Source organism: Nocardioides sp. Leaf307 (assembly GCF_001423135.1).
GTDB lineage: Bacteria > Actinomycetota > Actinomycetes > Propionibacteriales > Nocardioidaceae > Nocardioides > Nocardioides kribbensis.
The window spans coordinates 1,552,382-1,570,168 of sequence record NZ_LMNY01000001.1 but is presented as its reverse complement, the minus strand read 5'-3'; the positions used below and the strand labels follow the sequence as shown (position 1 = coordinate 1,570,168).

Below are 17,787 nucleotides of genomic sequence, written 5' to 3'. Positions count from 1 at the left end.
GGAGGAGCGCGTTGCCCCACGCACCGCTGCCCCACGCCTCGCTGGTGCCCCGACGGCGCCCGCGCCCCGGGCCCACCGCCGTGCTGGCCACCCTCGCCCTCACCGCGCTGCTGAGCGCCTGCAGCGGGGGCGCCCAGGCCGACCCCGAGGTCGACCCCGCCCAGGTCGACGCCGTCGAGGCGCCCGAGCTGGGCGCGTGCCGCGTGCTCACCCCCGACGACGTCGCGCAGCCCTCCGACGCCACGCGCACCGTCGACTGCTCCGAGCCGCACACCGCCCAGACCTACGCCGTGGGCCCGCTGCCCGATGAGCTCTCCGACGCCGCCTACGACGACCCGCGCCTGGGTGCCTTCGCCTACGACACCTGCTCGGCCCAGCAGATGGCCTTCCTCGGCGCCGACGAGAGCACCGTCATGCGCACCGTGGTGGCGTGGGCGTGGTTCCGCCCCTCCGAGGCCGCCTGGGACGAGGGGGCGCGGTGGTACCGGTGCGACCTGGTCGGCGGCAGCGAGCAGAGCGAGGAGTACGTCGAGCTCCCCGAGACCGCCGAGGGTCTGCTGACCGGACGCGTCGACGACCGGTGGCTGGTCTGCGCCGACGGCGCGACCGTCGCCGGATCGCCGCGGGTGCCGTGCAGCGAGCCCCACACCTGGCGTGCCGTCACCACCATCAAGCTCGGCGAGGCCGGCGACCCCTATCCCGGCGACCGGCTCTCCGAGGTCCGCTCCCGCGACTTCTGCTCGGAGTCGGTGGGGGCGTGGCTGGGCTACCCGCCCACCTACGAGTACGGCTACACCTACTTCCACGAGGCCGAGTGGGACGGCGGCAACCGCCGCTCGGTGTGCTGGGCGAGGACCGACCGGTGACCCGCGCGCGCCACTTGCGCACCCGTCTGGGCGCCCTCGCCCTCGTGCTCCCGCTCCTCGCCGCGTGCAGCGGCGGGTCCGGCGAGCCGCAGCCGTCGTCCTCCTCGACACCGTCGGGCTCCGGGTCGGCCTCGGCGAGCCCCACCCCGACCGCTCCGCCGACGGCCGAGCCGGTGGCGCGGCCCGCGGAGGGCGCCTGCTACCGCCTGTCGTACGCCGCGGCCCTGGCGCCGACCGTCGACGCCCGTCCGGTGGACTGCGGGGGCGACACCGCGCGCACCTTCGCCGTCGGCACCGTCGACGCGCTCGCGGGGGGCCACCTGCTGGCCATCGACTCCGACCGGGTCCAGTCCTCCGTGGCCCGCACCTGCCCCGAGCGCCTGGCGGGCTTCCTCGGCGGCACGCAGGCCGACCGCCGCCTGAGCATGCTGCGCGCGGTGTGGTTCACCCCCACGGTGGAGGAGTCCGACGCCGGGGCCGACTGGTACCGCTGCGACGTCATCGCGCTGGCCGCCGACGAGCGCCTCGCCCCGCTCACCGGGGTCCTGGCGGGCGTGCTGGACACCGAGGCCGGTCGCACCCGCTACGGCGTGTGCGGCACCGCCGAGCCGGGCACCGCGGGGTTCTCCCGCGTCGTCTGCTCGCGCCCGCACTCCTGGCGGGCGATCTCGGTGGTCGACCTCGGCACCGGCGCCTACCCGGGGGTCGACGCGGTGCGCACCCGGGGAGAGACGCCGTGCGAGGACGCCGGGCGCGACGCCGCGGCCGACCCGCTCAGCTTCCGCTGGGGCTACGAGTGGCCCACCGCCGAACAGTGGGCCGACGGGCAGACCTACGGCCTGTGCTGGGTGCCGGACTGACCTGGCCGGCGGACCGGCCCCGCGGCGGCGGGCTCAGAAGCCGAGCCGGCGCAGCTGGCGGGGGTCGCGCTGCCAGTCCTTGGCGATCTTGACGCGCAGGTCGAGGTAGACCGGGGTGCCGAGCAGCGCCTCGATCTGCACGCGGGCGTCGGAGCCGACCTTGCGCAGGCGCGAGCCCTTGTGGCCGATCATGATCCCCTTCTGCGAGTCGCGCTCCACGAAGACCGACGCGTGGATGTCGAGCAGCGGGCGGTCCTCGGGGCGGTCCTCGCGCAGCCCCATCTCCTCGACCACGACGGCGATGGAGTGCGGCAGCTCGTCGCGCACCCCCTCGAGGGCGGCCTCGCGGATCAGCTCGGCCACGATCGCCTCCTCGGGGGCGTCGCTGAGCTCGCCGTCGGGGTAGAGCTGCGGGCCGGTCGGCAGCAGCGCGACGAGCAGGTCCTGGAGCAGCTCGACCTGGTCGCCGGCCTGGGCCGAGACCGGCACGATCTCGGCCCACTCGATGCCGGTCTCGGCGCCGAGCGCGGCGATGTCGAGCAGGTGCTGACCGATCTGCTCAGGCGTGGCGAGGTCGGTCTTGGTGGCGATGGCGACCTTGGTCGTGCGACGCACCTTGGCCATCTCGGCGACGATGAAACGGTCCCCGGGCCCGATCTTCTCGTTGGCGGGGAAGCAGACGGCGACGACGTCGACCTCGGCCAGCGTGGTCTTGACCAGGTCGTTGAGCCGCTCGCCGAGCAGGGTGCGGGGGCGGTGCAGCCCCGGGGTGTCGACCAGCACGAGCTGGGAGTCGGGGCGGTGCACGATGCCACGCACCACCGTGCGGGTGGTCTGGGGCTTGGAGGAGGTGATGACCACCTTCGAGCCCACCAGCGCGTTGGTCAGCGTGGACTTGCCGGCGTTGGGCCGGCCCACGAAGGAGGCGAAGCCGCTGCGGAAGCCGGCGCTCCCGTCGGCGCCGCCGCCCGCGCGGTGGTCGTCGAGGCGCTCGCCGGACGTGCGGCCCGACCTGCTGCCGGGGGTCGTGGGGGTCTCACTCATGTCGCGCCTCGTCGTAGTCGGCCCAGATCTGCTCGTCGGTCTTGCCCGCTGCCTTGCCGGCCCGCCAGATGGGGCCGGGGTCGACAGCGCGCGGCTGACGGGTGGCGCCTCCGCGCCAGTAGCCCATCACGTCGTAGGCCGTGCTGGGCAGCGACCGCTCGCGCATCAGGTGCTTGCGGATCGCCCGCATCTGCGAGGACTCCCCCGCCATCCAGAAGTATCCCTCGTCGGCGGGCCAGTCCAGCTCCTCGACGACCTCGGCCAGCCGGGAGCGGCCCTCGCCGGGCTGCGGCAGCCAGGTCACGTCGAGGCCCTCGGGCAGGTAGCCGGTCGGCACCTCGGGCACCTCGACCCAGATCCGGGTCGGCACCGCGGCCCTCGCGCCGTCGGCCCGGGTGGTCGTCTGGGCGATGCGGGCCATGGCCGGCAGGGCGGTGAGGTCGCCGACCAGCATCAGCCAGGCCGCTCCCGCCGGCATGGCGAAGGAGCCCTTGGGCTCGGTGACCGTGACGGTCTCCCCCACCAGCTCCTCGGCCGGCCGGGCCGCCCACTCGGTGACCAGGCCGACGTCGTGCACGACGACGTCGAGCACGAGCTCGGTGCCGTCCCAGGAGCGCACCGTGTAGTAGCGGCTCTGGAACTGGCCCGGCACCACGAGGCCCACCCACTCGTCGGGCACCCCGGTCGAGACGAACCCGGCCAGACCGGGCCCGCCGAGGACCAGGCGCACGAGGTGGTCGCTGCGCTGCTCGCGACGCAGCACCACGGCGGCGTACTGCTGGGCGCGGGTGCTCACCGGACGAGGTTAGTCACCAGGTGGGCCGCAGCGGCAATCCGTCGGAGCCGTCCTCGCCGGTGCGCACCGCGAGCACCTGGTGCAGCTGGATCTCGTTGCGCTCGAAGCCGAGCCGCGAGCCGGCCATGTAGAGCCCCCACACCCGGGCCGTGCCCTCGCCGACCTCGGCCACGCACTCGTCCCAGTGCTCGACGAGGTTGGCGCACCAGTCGCGCAGGGTCATCGCGTAGTGGCGGCGCAGGTTCTCCTCGTGCACGACCTCCAGCCCCGCGTCCTGGGCGGTGGCGATGATCGTGCCCGACCCGGTGAGCTCGCCGTCGGGGAAGACGTAGCGGTCGATGAACGCCCCGGTCTCGGTGACCGCGTTGTCGTGGCGGGTGATGCAGTGGTTGAGCAGCCGGCCCTCGGGGCGCAGCCGCTCGCGCAGGAAGGAGAAGTACGCCGGGTAGTTGCGCACGCCGACGTGCTCGAGCAGGCCGATCGAGCTGACCGCGTCGAAGTCGGTCTCGAGCACCTCGCGGTAGTCGCTGTGGCGCACCTCGGCGAGGTCGCCCAGGCCGTCGCGGTCGATGGCCTCCTTGGCCCACGACGCCTGCTCGCGCGACAGCGTCACGCCGAGCGCCTTCACGCCGTACTCCCGTGCGGCGTGGCGCACCATGCCTCCCCAGCCGCAGCCCACGTCGAGCAGGCGCTGTCCCGGCTTGAGGTCGAGCTTGCGGCACACGAGGTCGAACTTCTCGGCCTGCGCCTCCTCCAGCGAGGCGTCGGCGTCGGGGTAGACGGCGCAGGTGTAGGCCATCGAGGGGCCCAGCACGTGGCGGTAGAAGGCGTTGGAGACGTCGTAGTGGTGGCTGATGACCTCGGCGTCGCGCGTCAGGGAGTGGCGCAGGCCCTCCACGGCGCGTCGCCAGCGCGGCAGGTGCTCCTGCGGCGGGGGCGGCGGCGGCTTGAGGTGCCCCAGGCCGAGCCCGCGCACGAGGGTCACGAGCTCGCCGGGGGTGGGCTTGCGGAAGCGCAGGTGGTTCTGCAGGAGCCGCATGACGGCGTAGGGGTCGCCGGGGTGCACGCCGTGCACGACCAGGTCGCCGGAGACGTAGGCGCGCGCCATGCCCAGGTCGCCGGGCGCGGTGAGCAGGTACGACAGCCCGCGCGGGGTGCGCAGCTCGAGGCCGAGCTCGGCGTCGGGCGGGCCCGCGACGGAGCCGTCGTAGGCCCGGAACCGCACCGGCATGCCGTCGCGCAGCAGGGTCTCGACCGCCTGGCCGATGGTGAGGGTGGATGTCGTGGGGCCGGTCACTGCCTGCGCACCGCCTTGTCGTAGAGGTGGGTGAGTCTGTCGTCGGGGTCGACGCGGGCCTTGACGGCGGCCAGGTGCGCCCCGTCGTAGAGCCGGTCGAAGGTCTCGCGGTCGTAGAAGGCCTCGGAGTAGAGGGACTTGTGCCCGCCGAGGCGGTGCACCTCGGCCTCGATGGCGCGGTTGGTCGGGCCGTCGTCGGCGTCGTCGCCGACGTGCACGGTGCCCCAGAAGCCGACGTTGACGTAGGTCTCGCCCGGCTCGAGGGGGTAGGTGGGCCAGCGCCCGCCGCCGCTGGTGCCGCGGGAGACCAGCGGGCACAGCCACACCGGGCGCATGCCGACCTCGTCGTCGAACCACGCCAGGAAGTCGGGCAGCCGCTCGACGGGCACCTCGACGTCCTGCACCACCCGCTCGCGGCGCGGTCGGCCCGCGCGGGCGTCGAGGCGGTCGACCAGGCCGAGGCGCTGGTCGAGGCCGACGAGGCGGTGGTAGACGTCGGAGCGACGCCAGCGCCGCGGCCACAGGCGTCGTACGACGGGGCGCTGCACCCCGAAGGCCCCCGAGCACCAGAACCAGTCGGTGTCCCAGCGCCAGAGGTAGTCCTCGGTGGTCAGCACGTCGTGCTCGCGCTGCTGCAGGGAGCGGTAGAAGACCTGCTGGCCGGTGTAGTCCGACGCGGGCCCGCCGGGTCGGTCGGTGAAGGTGGCCAGCGTGAGGTAGAGCTCGTCGGGGGAGAACGCGACCCCGTCGAGGCCGTCGACACGCACCCCGTCGTGCTCCCCCGACCCGACCACGGCCGCGATCCCCGCCGCCAGCTCCTTCGCGTTGGCGAAGCGCACGTGGCGCAGGGCCACGAAGGACGGCACCGCGACCAGCGAGATCCGCAGCCGCGTGGCGTAGCCCAGCGAGCCGTAGGAGTTGGGGAAGGTGTCGAAGAGGTCCTCGCCGGGTCGGGTCGTGACGATCTCGCCGGCGCCGGTGAGCACGTCCATCTCCAGCACCGACTCGTGGGGCAGCCCGTGGCGGAAGCTCGTCGACTCCACGCCCAGCCCGGTGACCGCGCCACCGAGGGTGATGGTGCGCAGCTGCGGCACCACCTCGGGCACGAGCCCGTGGGCCAGCGTGGCCGCCACCAGGTCCTCGTAGGTGCACATGCCCTGCACCTCGGCGGTGCGCCGCCCGGGGTCGACCTCGATCACGCCGGTCAGGCCCGACACGTCGAGGCCCGGCGACGTGGTCGCGGCGCGGGGCCGGAACAGGTTCGAGGTGCGCTTGGCCAGCCGCACGGGGGCGTCGGGCGCCAGCTCCGCGTACGACGTCAACAGGCGGGCGACCGCCTCCTCATGCTGTCTCCAAGCACCGCTCTCAGCCACTCGCCGCACGTTACTCCCGGGTCGTGTCGCCCAGGTGTCGGGTCCGTGTCGCCCCCCGTCGTACGGTGGCGGACGACACGGGGTGCCCGCCGACGCGGGCTGAGAGCAGACCCGTCGAACCTGATCTAGCTCGCACTAGCGAAGGGATGTCGCCGTGGACCAGCCACGCCCGATCCAGCCGGACCCGACCCGGCCCGACCCGATCCGGCCCGACCCCGCCCGGTGGCGCCCCGGCGGCGTCATGCTGGTCGCCGACACCGGTGCCTGCCGGCCGCGGGGCGTGGTGGCCACGGTGGCCGCCGCCCTCGACGGCGGGGTGCGCTGGGTGCAGCTGCGCGCCAAGACCGAGCCGGACGGCGAGGTGCTCGAGCTGCTGGGCGAGGTGGCCGAGCTGTGCCGCGACCGGGCGCGCCTGGTGGTCGACGACCGCGTCGACGTGCTGCTCGCCGCGCGGGCCCGCGGCCTCGCGGTCGACGGCGTGCACGTGGGCCGGCGCGACCTGCCCGTCGACCTCGTACGCCGCCTCGTCGGCCCCGACGCGCTGGTCGGGCTGACCACCCCCACCCCGGCGCTGGCCGCCCGCGCGGGCGACCTGCCGCCCGGCACGGTCGACTACCTCGGGGTCGGCGCCTACCGCGCGAGCACCACCAAGGCCGACCACCCGCCGGTGACCGGCGCGACCGGCCTCGCCGCCGTCGTGGCCGCGGCCGGGCGGCTGCCCTGCGTGGCGATCGGTGGCATCGTCGCGGGCGACCTCGCCGCGGTGCGGGGTGCGGGCGCGGCGGGGGCCGCCGTCGTCGCGGCCGTCTGCGCCGCCCCCGACCCGCGCGTCGCCGCCGCGGCCCTCGTCACCGCCTGGGGCGCCCCGTGAGCCGCCCCGTCACCACCGCGGGGCGCCGGGCACGACCGGACCTGCGCGCCAGGGACCTGCCCCGCGTGCTCAGCATCGCCGGGAGCGACCCCAGCGGCGGCGCCGGCGTGCAGGCCGACCTCAAGAGCATCGCCGCCCACGGCGGCTACGGCATGGCCGCCCTCAGCGCCCTCACCGCGCAGAACACCCACGGGGTGCGCGCCGTGCACGTGCCCCCGCCGTCCTTCCTGCGCGCCCAGCTCGACGCGGTCTCCGACGACATCGTCGTCGACGCGGTCAAGGTGGGCATGCTGGCCCGCGCCGACGTGGTAAGCGAGGTCGCGGCGTGGCTCGGGCGGACGGCGCCGCCGCTGGTGGTGCTCGACCCCGTGATGGTCTCCACCAGCGGCCACCGCCTCCTCGACGCCGACGCCGAGGCCGCGGTGCGCGACCTGTGCGCCGGCGCCGACCTGCTGACGCCCAACCTCGCCGAGCTGGCGGTGCTGGTCGACCGGCCCGCGGCACCCGACTGGTCGGGAGCGCTCGCGCAGGCGGCCGAGCTGTCGGCGCGCACCGGCGCGGTCGTGCTGGCCAAGGGAGGACACCTGGCGCGCAGCGCCTCCGACCGCGGCGGGGAGGCCGGCTGTCCCGACGCCCTCGTGGACGCCGCCGCGGCGCCGGTGGTGCCGGGCGGCCTGCTCGAGCTGCCGGGACGGCGGCTGGCGAGCACCGGCACCCACGGCACGGGCTGCTCGCTGTCGGCGGCGATGGCCACCCTGCTGGCCCGCACCGCCGACTGGGCCGGCTCGGCGCGCACGGCCAAGGCCTGGCTCCGCGGCGCCATCGAGCACGGACCGGAGCTCGAGGTCGGCACGGGCCACGGGCCCGTGCACCACCTGCACGCGTTGTGGGCCGCGGCCCGGTGACCCCGGCCCCCGGCGCGGCTCAGGTGGTGGTGGTGCCCAGCAGGGAGCCGCGGGCGTCGCCGCGGTGGACCACGACCCCGGCCCCGGCCAGGTCGCGCACGGCGGCGAGGTCGGTGTCGGCGACCGCGTCGGCGTCGGTGAGCACGACGACGGCCTCCAGACCCTTCGAGCCCGAGGCCACGGCCATCGCCACGCAGACCCCGACGGCCGACACGGCCAGCGAGGGCAGCGCCACCGTCGCGGCGGCGTAGGTGCGTCCGTCGGAGTCGCGGACCGCCGCGCCCTCCGCGGCCCCGGTGCGGGCCCGGGTGGCGCGCGCCAGGGTCACCAGCTTGCGGTCCTCGGCGGAGGTCTCCTCGGTGCGGGTCTCAGTCATCGTGCTCCTCGTCGTCGTGGGCGGGGTCCTGCGGGGGCACGCGGCTGATCAGCACGGTGCCGATCCGGTTGCGCCGCCCGGTGGTCTGCTCGGCGGTGAAGCGCAGGCCGTGGGCCTCCACCTCGGAGCCGGCGATCGGCACCAGACCGAGGTGCTTGGCCATGAGGCCGCCGACGGAGTCGACGTCCTCCTCCTCGACCCGGTGGCCGAAGAGCTCGTCGAGGTCGTCGACGGGATAGCGGGAGGAGACCCGGAAGACGTCGTCGCCGAGCACCTCCACCTCGACCTCCTCGGCGTCGTACTCGTCGGTGATCTCCCCGACGATCTCCTCGAGGATGTCCTCGATGGTGACGAGCCCGGCGGTGCCGCCGTACTCGTCGACGACCACCGCGACGTGCTGGCGCCGCGCCTGCATCTCGGTGAGGAGCGCGTTGGCCGGCTTCGACTCCGGCACCCAGTGCACCGGGCGCATCACCTCGTCGATGCGCTGGGTGAGCGCGACCTCGGGGGCCTCGAAGTCGCGGCGCACGATGTCCTTGAGGTAGGCCATGCCGACGATGTGGTCGACGTTCTCCTCCACCACGGGCACGCGGGAGTAGCCCGAGCGCAGGAAGAGCGAGAGCGCCTGGCGCAGGTCCTTGTGGCGCTCGAGGAAGACCACGTCGCCGCGGGGCACCATGACCTCGCGCACCGTGGTGTCGCCGAGCTCGAAGACGGAGTGGATCATCTTGCGCTCGCTGGTCTCGATCACCGAGGACGCCTCGGCCAGGTCGACGAGCTCGCGCAGCTCGGTCTCGGTGGAGAAGGGCCCCTCGCGGAAGCCCCGCCCCGGCGTGATGGCGTTGCCGACCGCGATCAGCAGTCGCGGCAGCGGGCCGAGGACACCCGTGATGACGGCCAGCGGGCCGGCCGACAGCAGCGCCACCGTCTCGGCGTGCTGGCGTCCCACCGTGCGCGGGGCCACCCCGACGGCGACGAAGGAGACCACCAGCATCACGAGGATCGCCGTGACGACGCTGCGCCACCACGCACCGTCGTAGGCCTCGTCGATCTGGTCGGCGACCAGCACGATGGCCGAGATCTCGCACAGCAGCCGCAGCAGCAGGGCGGTGTTGAGGTAGCGCGGCGGGTCCTCGAGCAGGACGACGAGCCGGCGCGCGCCGGGGCGCCCCTCGGCGAGCAGCTCCTCGGCCCGGGCGCGGGAGAACGACGCGAGCGCGGCCTCGGCCGCGGAGAAGACGCCGGCGAGGACGACCAGGGCGGCCGCCGTCACCAGCAGCCCGAGATCGCCCGAGGTCACCGCCGGGTCACCGCGAGCGCCAGCCGGCGAGGAGCTCGTCCTGGAGACCGAACATCTCCCGGTGCTCCTCCGGCTCGGCGTGGTCGTAGCCGAGCAGGTGCAGGATGCCGTGGGTCGTCAGCAGCTCCAGCTCAGCCAGCGTGCCGTGCCCGGCTGTCTCGCCCTGCCGCTCCGCGACCACCGGGCACAGCACCAGGTCGCCGAGCACGCCCTCCTCGGGCTCCTCGTCGACCAGCCCCGGACGCAGCTCGTCCATCGGGAAGGCCAGCACGTCGGTGGGGCCCTCCTTCTCCATCCACTGCTCGTTGAGCTGGGCGATGGTGTCCTCGTCGACCGCCTTGATGCACAGCTCCGCGAGGGGGTGCACCCACATGGCGTCCATGACGTAGCGGCTCAGCGCGGCCAGGTGCGCCACGTCGAGACCCCGGCCGGACTCGTCGAGGACCTCGATGCTCATCCCGCTCACCGCCCGGGGTGGCCCGCGCGAGACCGCTCGGAGCGTGCGCTCTCGGTGCGGGCGTCGAACTCGTCGTAGGCCGCGACGATCTTGCCGACCAGCTTGTGGCGCACGACGTCGCTGCTGGTGAGGCGGTTGAAGGAGATGTCGTCGACGCCGTCGAGGATGCCCTCGATGATCCGCAGCCCCGACTTCGTGCCACCCGGCAGGTCGGTCTGGGTGATGTCGCCGGTGACCACGATCTTCGAGCCGAAGCCCAGCCGGGTCAGGAACATCTTCATCTGCTCCGGCGTCGTGTTCTGCGCCTCGTCGAGGATGATGAAGGAGGAGTTGAGGGTGCGACCGCGCATGTAGGCCAGCGGCGCCACCTCGATGGTGCCGGCCGCGAGCAGCTTGGGGATCGACTCGGGGTCCATCATGTCGTGCAGCGCGTCGTAGAGCGGGCGCAGGTAGGGGTCGATCTTCTCGCTCAGCGTGCCCGGCAGGTAGCCCAGGTGCTCGCCGGCCTCGACGGCCGGACGGGTCAGGATGATCCGGGTGACCTCCTTCGACTGCAGCGCCTGCACGGCCTTGGCCATGGCGAGGTAGGTCTTGCCCGTGCCGGCCGGGCCGATGCCGAAGGTGATGGTGTGCTTGTCGATGGAGTCGACGTAGCGCTTCTGGTTCAGCGTCTTGGGCCGGATCGAGCGGCCGCGGTTGCTGAGGATGTTCATGCTCAGCACGTCGGCGGGACGCTCGGTGGTCTCGGCGCGCAGCATGCCGAGCACGCGCTCGACGGTCTCCGCGGTGACGCCCTGGCCGGTGCGGATGATCGTCACCAGCTCGTCGAGAAGGCGCTCGGCCAGCGCGACCTCGCCGGGCTCGCCGAGGAAGGTGATCCGGTTGCCCCGCACGTGGATCTCGGCGTCGAAGGCCCGCTCGATGAGCGCGAGGTGCTCGTCGCCGGCCCCCAGGAGGCTGACCATGTTGATGCTGTTCGGGACGACCACGGTGTGCCGGGTCTGGTGGGCGACGGACGGGCTCTGCGGGGCGTCGAGGTCGCGGGGGGTGCTCTCGGTCATGGATGCCCCGGTCGGGGCGCCTCTCGTGGTCGGCGGTGCGGCCGTTCCATCGTACGGCGCGCCGCCCGACCAGCCCAGCGGGTTCCTCGCTGGGAGCCGCGGGCGCGGCGTACGGTGGGCGCATGGCCGGTCCGGACGCGCACGTCGAGCAGTGGCCCGACGAGGACCCCGACGACCACGACGACGACACCGAGCCGTACTGGTTCCCCGGGCAGCACCTCCCCGGCCACGCCCGGGGCATGGGGCTGACCCACCACACGCAGGAGGGGGCGCTGCTCGACTTCGCGGGCTCGCTCGACCCCAGCAAGCCGCTGCACAAGATCACCGCCTGGGTGATGCTCGTGGTCTTCGGCCTGCCGGTGTTCTTCTACGTGCTGCGCCTCGTGCTCGCCGTCGTGCCCGGCTGACCGAGCCCGTCGCGCCCCGTCGCGACCCCGGGCCACACCGCCGGCCCCGCCGACCGGCTCAGCCGGGCGGCCAGGTCATCGAGCGACCCGCGAGCAGGTGCAGGTGGGTGTGGAAGACCGTCTGGCCCGCGTCGGCGCCGGTGTTGAAGACCAGCCGGTAGTCGTCGTGGCCCTCGGCCGTCGCCACCGCGGCCGCGGTCGTCACCAGCTCGGCCGAGGCCTGCGGGTCGCCCGCGGCCAGCTCGGCGGCGTTGGCGTGGTGCTCGCGCGGCACGACGAGCACGTGGGTCGGCGCCTGGGGGTTGAGGTCGCGGAAGGCCACCGTGCGCTCCGTGACGTGCACCACCTCGGCCGGCACCTCCCCCGCCACGATCTTGCAGAACAGGCAGTCGGCCACGGGGCCCTCCATCGGTGGGGTACGTCGGGCCCCGGCGGGACCGCTCGGTCGTGCCCCCGGCGCAACCCCGGGGGCGCCCCGAGCGTCTCACCTGCGCCGACCCCGCACCAGCACCGACCCGACACGCGAGCCCCCCGCCTCCAGCGCTGGACCGGCTCCCACCCCGAGGATGGACCCATGACCGCTTCCCCCTGGACCCGTCTCGCCACCGTCGGTGGCACCCTCGCCCTCGGCGCCTGCGTGCTCGCGGGCTGCGGCGCCGACGACGACACCGCCGGCGACCCGACGGCCTCCGACAGCGCCACGGCCTCCACGACCCCCTCGCAGTCGCCCAGCGGCAGCGAGGAGCCCACCACCTCCCCCAGCGCCAGCGCCCCGACCGCCAGCGCCTCCAAGGAGCCGAGCCAGGACCCCGGCTCGGAGACGGTGCCGACCTACTTCGTGGCCGACGCCCCGCAGGGCCCGCGGCTCTTCCGCGAGTTCCACCAGGTCTCCGGCGACCCGCTCCAGGCCGCCGCCGACCTCGTCACCACCGGCGAGGCCACCGACCCCGACTACCGCTCGCTCCTGCCCGCCGGCACCTTCTCCTCCGTCTCCTTCGACGGCGACGCCTTCGTGGTCTCCCTGCCCGACGCCTCGTGGGCCGAGCGCGGCGGCCTGTCGGCGCGCGAGGCCCGCCTCGCGGTGCAGCAGGTGGTCTACACGCTGCAGGGGGTGCAGCAGGAGCGGGCGCCGCTGCGCGCGGAGCTCGACGGCGAGCCCTCGACGCTCTTCGGGGTCGACACCTCCGCGGGCGTCAAGCAGGCGCCGCAGCTCTCGGTGCTGGGCCTGGTCAACGTCACGGCGCCCGAGCAGGGCGCGACCCTGTCGGGCACGGTCACGGCCTCGGGCCTGGCCAGCTCCTTCGAGGCGACCGTGCCGTGGGAGGTGCGCGACGCCTCCGGCGAGGTCGTGCTCGACGGGTTCGCCACCGCCGACGGCTTCATGGGCCGGCTCTTCCCGTGGACGACCGAGGTCGACCTGTCCTCGCTGGAGCCCGGCGACTACACCTTCGTCGCGTCGACCGACGACGCCGGCGGCGAGGGCCCCGGCCCCACCGAGGACTCCAAGGACTTCACCGTCGGCTGACCAATCCACCGGCAGCACGACTCCGAAGCACCAGGGCAGACGCTCCGGCCTCGTGGCGTGGGGGCCTTTTCCGGGTCCGGACCGTCTGCGGCGCTCGACCCCGGCCTCACACATCGAGGCCGGGGTCGAGCCGTCTCCGGAGCCCGCGCCGGGACAGAACCGGGGGAAGTCCGCCCAGGGCGGCGGAGACGACGGGGACGGTACCCCGCCGGCGTCGCGAGTACCCAACTTGACGTCGGCCCCGCGAGGTGGTGGGGCTCAGCCCCAGCGCGGCGTGGCCGCCAGCAGTGCCGCGACGGCGGCGAGCCCCGCGGTCGACGTGCGCAGCACCTCGGCGCCCAGGCGCACCGAGCGGGCGCCGGCCGCGACGAGGGCCGCGACCTCCTCCTCGGTCAGGCCGCCCTCGGGGCCGACCACCACGACGAGGCGACCGGAGACCGGCACGCTCAGCGCCGAGAGCGCCTCGGTGGCCTCCTCGTGCAGCACCACGGCCAGGTCGGCCGCCGCGACCAGGGCGCAGACGTCCTGGGTGCGCGCGAGCGGGGCGACCTGCGGGTGCCAAGGGCGGCGCGCCTGCTTGGCGGCCTCGCGGGCCGTGGCCCGCCAGCGCGCCAGCGACCGCTCGGCCCGCTCGCCCTTCCACACCGCGACCGACCGCGCCGCGGCCCAGGGCACCACCCCCGCGACGCCGACCTCGGTCAGCACCTCCACGGCCAGCTCGCCCCGGTCGCCCTTGGGCAGGGCCTGCACCACCGTGACCGACGGCGCGGGCTCGGGGTGGTCGGCCACCTCCTCCACGACGGCCTCCAACGACCGCTTGGCCGTGGCCGTCACGGCGGCCACGACAGTGCGCCCGCGGCCGTCGGTCAGCACCAGACGCTCACCGACACGCATCCGGCGTACGGCGACGGCGTGGTGGGCCTCGTCGCCCTCGAGCGCGACGGGCGCCCCCACCCGGGCGTGGGCGAGGGTCTCGACGAGGTGCACCGACAGCGTCACGGCCGGCTCAGTGCGGGTTGAAGGCGTCGCGCAGGCGGCCGAAGACCGACTTGGTGCCGGGGCGCACCGACCCCGTGGGGGCCTCCTCGCCCCGCAGCGCGGCGAGCTCGCGCAGCAGCTCCTCCTGCCGCGCGTCGAGGCGACCTGGGGTCTCGACGGCGATGGTGACGACGAGGTCGCCCCGGCCGCCCCGCAGCCCGGGCACACCGCGCCCGCGCAGCACCTGCTCGGTGCCCGACTGGGTGCCGGGGCGGACCTCGATCTCGAAGCTGGTCTCCAGCTCGGTGGGCTCCTCGGGATCGGCCACGACGTCGGCCTCCAGGGTCGGCAGCGTGATCGTGGTGCCGAGCGCGGCCGCCGTCATCGGCACCGTGACGGTGCACTGGAGGTCGTTGCCGTGGCGGCGGAAGGTCGGGTGCTCGGCCACGTGGATCTCGACGTAGAGGTCACCGGCGGGGCCGCCGCCGGGCCCGACCTCGCCCTGCTCGGTCAGCTGCACGCGGGTGCCGGTGTCGACGCCCGCAGGGATCTTGACCGTCAGCGAGCGACGCGAGCGCACCCGGCCGTCGCCGGAGCACTCCCGGCACGGGTCGGGGATGATCGTGCCGAAGCCGCGGCAGGCCGCGCACGGGCGCAGCGTGCGGATCTCGCCGAGGAACGACCGCTGCACCTGGGCGACCTCGCCCTGGCCCCGGCAGGTCTCGCAGGGCACCGGGTGGCTGCCCGGTGCGGCGCCGTCGCCGTGGCAGGTCGAGCACAGCACGGCGGTGTCGACCTTGATCTCGCGGGTGACGCCGAAGGCGGCGTCGGCGAGGTCGACCTCGAGGCGGATCAGCGCGTCCTGCCCCCGACGAACGCGCGGGCGCGGACCACGGCCCTGGCCACCGCCCTGACCGCCGCCTCCGAAGAACGCGTCCATGATGTCGGTGAAGGAAAACCCGGCACCCTGCCCGAAGCCGGCCTGCCCGCCCCCACCGAAGGGGTCTGCGCCGCGGTCGTAGGCGGAGCGCTTCTGGGGGTCGGAGAGCACCTCGTAGGCCATCGAGACCTGCTTGAACTTCTCCTGCGACTCGGGGTCGGGGTTGACGTCGGGGTGCAGCTGGCGCGCCAGTCGGCGGTAGGCCTTCTTGATCGCGTCGCCGTCCGCGTCGCGGGCGACCCCGAGGAGGTCGTACAGGTCCTGGCTCACTGATGGTCCTTCGTCGTCGTCCGGGTGGTGCGTGCTGGTCGTGCGTCTTGCGTCGTGCTCTGGCGTGCTGGTCTGGCGTGCTGGTCTGGTGGGGCGCGGGCGCTCGGGGGCGCCCGGGTGCGGGGCGGGCCGGCGGGCCCGGCCGGTGAGGGCCTGCTCAGGCCTCGTCGAGGATGCGGGAGACGTAGCGGGCGACCGCGCGCACCGCAGCCATCGTGCCCGGGTAGTCCATGCGGGTGGGACCCACGATGCCGAGCGTGGCCAGCGACTCCTCGCGGGGGCCGTAGCCGGTGGAGACGACGCTGGTCGAGGACAGCTCCTCGTAGGGGCCCTCGGCGCCGATGCGCACCGTGACGAGCCCGCCGGTGCCCGACTCCCCCAGCAGCTTGAGCAGCACGACGTGCTCCTCGAGGGCCTCGAGCAGCGGGCGCACGGCGGAGTCGAAGCTGTCGCCGTACCTCGCGAGGTTCGCTGCGCCGCCGACGGCGACGCGGGCGTCGTTGCGGTGGTCGCTCATCGAGTCCACGAGCACCTCGACCACCTGCACGGTGGCTGCGCTCGGGCCCCGGCCGTCGGGCTCACCGGCCTCGCCAAGGGCGCGCAGGGCCACGAGGGCCTCGGCGATGGTGGCGCCGGTGACGGTGCGCAGCACCAGCGAGCGCAGCTCGGCCAGCTCCTCGTCGGCGAGCTCCCCCTCGAGCTCGACCACGCGCTGCTCGACGCGCCCGGTGCTGAGGATCAGCACGACGAGCAGCCGGTGGGCGCCCAGGGAGACCAGCTCGACGTGGCGCACGGTGGAGCGCGACAGCGTGGGGTACTGCACCACGGCCACCTGACGGGTCAGCTGGGAGAGCAGCCGCACGCTGCGCTGCACCACGTCGTCGAGGTCGACGGCGCCGTCGAGGAAGGTGGAGATGGCCCGGCGCTCGGCGGTGCTCATGGGCTTGACCGTGGTGAGCCGGTCGACGAAGAGCCGGTAGCCCTTGTCGGTCGGCACGCGACCGGCGCTGGTGTGGGGCTGGGTGATGTAGCCCTCGTCCTCCAGCACGGCCATGTCGTTGCGCACGGTGGCCGAGGAGACGCCCAGCCCGTGCCGCTCGACGAGCGCCTTGGAGCCGACCGGCTCGTCGGTGGCGACGTAGTCCTCCACGATGGCTCGCAGCACGGCGAGCCTGCGGTCCTCCTGCATCCCGCCTCCTCCCGCCGGCCCGGTCCGGGGCCTCTGGCACCCGGCCGCGCTCGATTGGCACTCGATTCCGTGGAGTGCCAACTCTACAAGGTCGGGTCCCTCACGGCAGCCCGGGCGTGGACCGCGTCGGGCCGCCGGGCGTCCGCGCTCCGGCGCGTATGGCGGACCCGACTCGGAGAGCCCCTCCCCCCGACGACCCGGGTAGGTTAGGCTCACCTAACTACGACCACCCGTCACGGCGTCCGCCCCAGGACCGCCCGCCGATCGGAGGCAGCATGACCGCCGAGAGCTCGACCCGTCCCCTCCACGACCCCTACCTGGTCGCGGCCGAGGCGCGCGCGGTCCTGTCGTGCGCCACCGACGCCGGGCTGGTCGTCGAGGGCGCCCCCGACGTGCTGCGCGACGACACCCTGGGCATGGCCGAGCGCGACGGCGTGCCGACCTTCACCTGCTCCCCCGCCGGCGACCTCGCCCTGGCCGCCGCCCGTGGCGCCGGGGCCGTGCTCACCGTCGACAGCGCCCTCGCCGGCCCCGCCGGGGCGCGCCCTCCCTCGGTGACGGTCTCGGGCCGCCTCTCCCTGGCCGGCCTGGAGGCCTGCCCCTGCTGCGAGGACGAGCGGCAGGTCGTGCGCCTGGTGCCCGAGCAGGTCGCCCTCCAGCTCACAAGCCCCGACGGCGTCGGCACCTCGCTGGCCGTGCCGGTCGAGGAGTACGCCGCACCCGCCCACGCGCTCAACCGCGGCTACCTGCAGCGCTGCGTGGAGCACGCGGGCCGCTGCCACCCCGAGGAGCTGCGCGCCTCGGTCGCCCTGGCCGCCGGCGTGCCCGTCGAGCGCCTCATCGCCGCCGAGCTGGCCGACCTCACCGCCGGCGGGGTCGACGTGCGCTGGATCGACGACGCCGGCGCCCACGTCACCCGCCTGGTCTTCCCCCGCGCCGCGCGCACGCCCGCGGAGCTGGCCGCGATGCTGCGGCGCGAGCTCGGCGCCGGCATCTGCTGACCGCGCCGACCCTCGCGCGGTCGGGGTCCCCCGGTCGGAGCGGACCGCCGGGGTCCTGAGCCGCCGAACCAGCGCAAGTGCGTGGTGGCCACGCCTCGGGGCTCGCCGGTCTGCGCGGTCTGCGCGGCCCGCGACCACCCCGGCGGCCCCAGCCTGCTGAACCAGCGCAATTGCGCAGCGCGCACGCCCCGACGCCCACCGGTTTGCGTGATCCGCGACTACCCCGACGGCCACACCCTGCTGAACCAGCGCAATTGCGCAGCGCGCACCC

19 protein-coding genes and 1 riboswitch are annotated in these 17,787 nt (G+C 74.7%); of the genes, 7 read left to right on the top strand and 12 right to left on the bottom strand.

The window, feature by feature from the left end; translation table 11 throughout:
• The first annotated feature begins 11 nt into the window (after positions 1 to 11).
• Together ASF50_RS07160 and ASF50_RS07155 are read left to right on the top strand one after the other, a co-directional pair.
• Entirely contained in the window at positions 12 to 866 is an 855-nt protein-coding gene (locus ASF50_RS07160) for a septum formation family protein (RefSeq protein ID WP_228942574.1), read from the top strand.
• Entirely contained in the window at positions 863 to 1,726 is an 864-nt protein-coding gene (locus ASF50_RS07155; RefSeq protein WP_235557578.1) for a septum formation family protein, read from the top strand. The genes ASF50_RS07160 and ASF50_RS07155 overlap by 4 nt, the downstream gene beginning before the upstream one ends.
• A 33-nt stretch (positions 1,727 to 1,759) precedes the next feature.
• On the opposite strand, the gene era is transcribed toward ASF50_RS07155, so the two are convergent.
• From era to ASF50_RS07135, 4 genes are read right to left on the bottom strand one after another with little or no spacing between them, the layout of a single operon-like run.
• A complete protein-coding gene (era, locus tag ASF50_RS07150; RefSeq protein ID WP_082500245.1) occupies positions 1,760 to 2,770 on the bottom strand; it encodes a GTPase Era in 1,011 nt (336 codons plus the stop codon).
• Positions 2,763 to 3,566, bottom strand: coding sequence for a siderophore-interacting protein (locus ASF50_RS07145; RefSeq protein WP_056903897.1), 804 nt, complete (start codon positions 3,564 to 3,566; stop codon positions 2,763 to 2,765). The genes era and ASF50_RS07145 overlap by 8 nt, the downstream gene beginning before the upstream one ends.
• A 13-nt stretch (positions 3,567 to 3,579) precedes the next feature.
• Positions 3,580 to 4,863 carry a class I SAM-dependent methyltransferase gene (locus ASF50_RS07140; protein WP_056864215.1) on the bottom strand — a complete coding sequence of 428 codons (1,284 nt, stop codon included), beginning with the start codon at positions 4,861 to 4,863 and terminating at the stop codon, positions 3,580 to 3,582.
• The gene (locus ASF50_RS07135) at positions 4,860 to 6,236 is read right to left on the bottom strand and encodes an FAD-binding oxidoreductase (RefSeq protein WP_056864214.1); all 1,377 of its coding nucleotides are present in this window, start codon (positions 6,234 to 6,236) and stop codon (positions 4,860 to 4,862) included. Before ASF50_RS07135 ends, ASF50_RS07140 begins: the two co-directional genes overlap by 4 nt.
• A 68-nt stretch (positions 6,237 to 6,304) precedes the next feature.
• Positions 6,305 to 6,400, top strand: a riboswitch (TPP riboswitch).
• Here ASF50_RS07135 and thiE point away from each other — a divergent pair.
• Entirely contained in the window at positions 6,391 to 7,107 is a 717-nt protein-coding gene (gene thiE, locus ASF50_RS07130) for a thiamine phosphate synthase (RefSeq protein WP_200920043.1), read from the top strand. (Overlaps the previous riboswitch by 10 nt.)
• A complete protein-coding gene (gene thiD / locus ASF50_RS07125; protein ID WP_200920042.1) occupies positions 7,104 to 8,012 on the top strand; it encodes a bifunctional hydroxymethylpyrimidine kinase/phosphomethylpyrimidine kinase in 909 nt (302 codons plus the stop codon). Before thiE ends, thiD begins: the two co-directional genes overlap by 4 nt.
• Before the next feature lie 19 nt (positions 8,013 to 8,031).
• Here thiD and ASF50_RS07120 read toward each other — a convergent pair whose 3' ends face one another.
• The 4 genes from ASF50_RS07120 to ASF50_RS07105 are packed head-to-tail and all read right to left on the bottom strand — an operon-like array spanning position 8,032 to position 11,110.
• Positions 8,032 to 8,388 carry a hypothetical protein gene (locus ASF50_RS07120; RefSeq protein WP_056864213.1) on the bottom strand — a complete coding sequence of 119 codons (357 nt, stop codon included), beginning with the start codon at positions 8,386 to 8,388 and terminating at the stop codon, positions 8,032 to 8,034.
• Entirely contained in the window at positions 8,381 to 9,688 is a 1,308-nt protein-coding gene (locus ASF50_RS07115; protein WP_056864212.1) for a hemolysin family protein, read from the bottom strand. Before ASF50_RS07115 ends, ASF50_RS07120 begins: the two co-directional genes overlap by 8 nt.
• Positions 9,689 to 9,695: 7 nt before the next feature.
• Entirely contained in the window at positions 9,696 to 10,145 is a 450-nt protein-coding gene (gene ybeY / locus ASF50_RS07110; protein WP_056903896.1) for an rRNA maturation RNase YbeY, read from the bottom strand.
• 5 nt (positions 10,146 to 10,150) lie between these two features.
• Complete coding sequence (locus ASF50_RS07105) at positions 10,151 to 11,110, bottom strand: PhoH family protein (RefSeq protein ID WP_228942585.1); 960 nt, start codon at positions 11,108 to 11,110, stop codon at positions 10,151 to 10,153.
• 218 nt (positions 11,111 to 11,328) lie between these two features.
• Between ASF50_RS07105 and ASF50_RS07100 the strand changes: the two genes are divergently transcribed.
• Positions 11,329 to 11,613 carry a hypothetical protein gene (locus ASF50_RS07100; protein ID WP_056903894.1) on the top strand — a complete coding sequence of 95 codons (285 nt, stop codon included), beginning with the start codon at positions 11,329 to 11,331 and terminating at the stop codon, positions 11,611 to 11,613.
• Between the two features lie 58 nt (positions 11,614 to 11,671).
• Here the strand turns inward: ASF50_RS07100 and ASF50_RS07095 are convergent, their stop codons facing one another.
• Positions 11,672 to 12,022 carry a histidine triad nucleotide-binding protein gene (locus tag ASF50_RS07095; RefSeq protein WP_056903893.1) on the bottom strand — a complete coding sequence of 117 codons (351 nt, stop codon included), beginning with the start codon at positions 12,020 to 12,022 and terminating at the stop codon, positions 11,672 to 11,674.
• A 165-nt stretch (positions 12,023 to 12,187) separates the two neighbouring features.
• On the opposite strand from ASF50_RS07095, the gene ASF50_RS07090 reads away from it, so the two are divergent.
• Positions 12,188 to 13,138: a Gmad2 immunoglobulin-like domain-containing protein gene (locus ASF50_RS07090; protein WP_056903892.1), complete on the top strand. Its 951-nt coding sequence runs from the start codon at positions 12,188 to 12,190 to the stop codon at positions 13,136 to 13,138.
• Between the two features lie 258 nt (positions 13,139 to 13,396).
• Here the strand turns inward: ASF50_RS07090 and ASF50_RS07085 are convergent, their stop codons facing one another.
• The 3 genes from ASF50_RS07085 to hrcA form a co-directional block, all read right to left on the bottom strand.
• On the bottom strand, positions 13,397 to 14,137 hold the full coding sequence (locus ASF50_RS07085) for a 16S rRNA (uracil(1498)-N(3))-methyltransferase (protein WP_056903891.1): 741 nt from the start codon (positions 14,135 to 14,137) through the stop codon (positions 13,397 to 13,399).
• Positions 14,138 to 14,144: 7 nt separating this feature from the next.
• A complete protein-coding gene (dnaJ, locus tag ASF50_RS07080) occupies positions 14,145 to 15,326 on the bottom strand; it encodes a molecular chaperone DnaJ (RefSeq protein ID WP_056903890.1) in 1,182 nt (393 codons plus the stop codon).
• Positions 15,327 to 15,483: 157 nt separating this feature from the next.
• Positions 15,484 to 16,515, bottom strand: a complete 1,032-nt coding sequence (gene hrcA, locus ASF50_RS07075; protein ID WP_056903889.1) for a heat-inducible transcriptional repressor HrcA — start codon at positions 16,513 to 16,515, stop codon at positions 15,484 to 15,486.
• A gap of 275 nt (positions 16,516 to 16,790) precedes the next feature.
• Here hrcA and ASF50_RS07070 point away from each other — a divergent pair, with 275 nt between their 5' ends.
• Positions 16,791 to 17,516 (top strand): hypothetical protein, encoded by a 726-nt coding sequence (locus tag ASF50_RS07070; RefSeq protein ID WP_056903888.1) that lies wholly within the window; start codon positions 16,791 to 16,793, stop codon positions 17,514 to 17,516.
• Positions 17,517 to 17,787 lie beyond the last annotated feature (271 nt).

Excerpts from the sequence above, each read along its gene's own strand:
- era (WP_082500245.1), bottom strand. The coding sequence starts at position 2,770 with ATGAGTGAGACCCCCACGACCCCCGGCAGCAGGTCGGGCCGCACGTCC.
- ASF50_RS07120 (WP_056864213.1), bottom strand. The coding sequence starts at position 8,388 with ATGACTGAGACCCGCACCGAGGAGACCTCCGCCGAGGACCGCAAGCTG.
- ybeY (WP_056903896.1), bottom strand. The coding sequence starts at position 10,145 with ATGAGCATCGAGGTCCTCGACGAGTCCGGCCGGGGTCTCGACGTGGCG.
- ASF50_RS07105 (WP_228942585.1), bottom strand. The coding sequence starts at position 11,110 with ATGGTCAGCCTCCTGGGGGCCGGCGACGAGCACCTCGCGCTCATCGAG.
- ASF50_RS07100 (WP_056903894.1), top strand. The coding sequence starts at position 11,329 with ATGGCCGGTCCGGACGCGCACGTCGAGCAGTGGCCCGACGAGGACCCC.
- ASF50_RS07095 (WP_056903893.1), bottom strand. The coding sequence starts at position 12,022 with ATGGAGGGCCCCGTGGCCGACTGCCTGTTCTGCAAGATCGTGGCGGGG.
- ASF50_RS07090 (WP_056903892.1), top strand. The coding sequence starts at position 12,188 with ATGACCGCTTCCCCCTGGACCCGTCTCGCCACCGTCGGTGGCACCCTC.
- hrcA (WP_056903889.1), bottom strand. The coding sequence starts at position 16,515 with ATGCAGGAGGACCGCAGGCTCGCCGTGCTGCGAGCCATCGTGGAGGAC.
- ASF50_RS07070 (WP_056903888.1), top strand. The coding sequence starts at position 16,791 with ATGACCGCCGAGAGCTCGACCCGTCCCCTCCACGACCCCTACCTGGTC.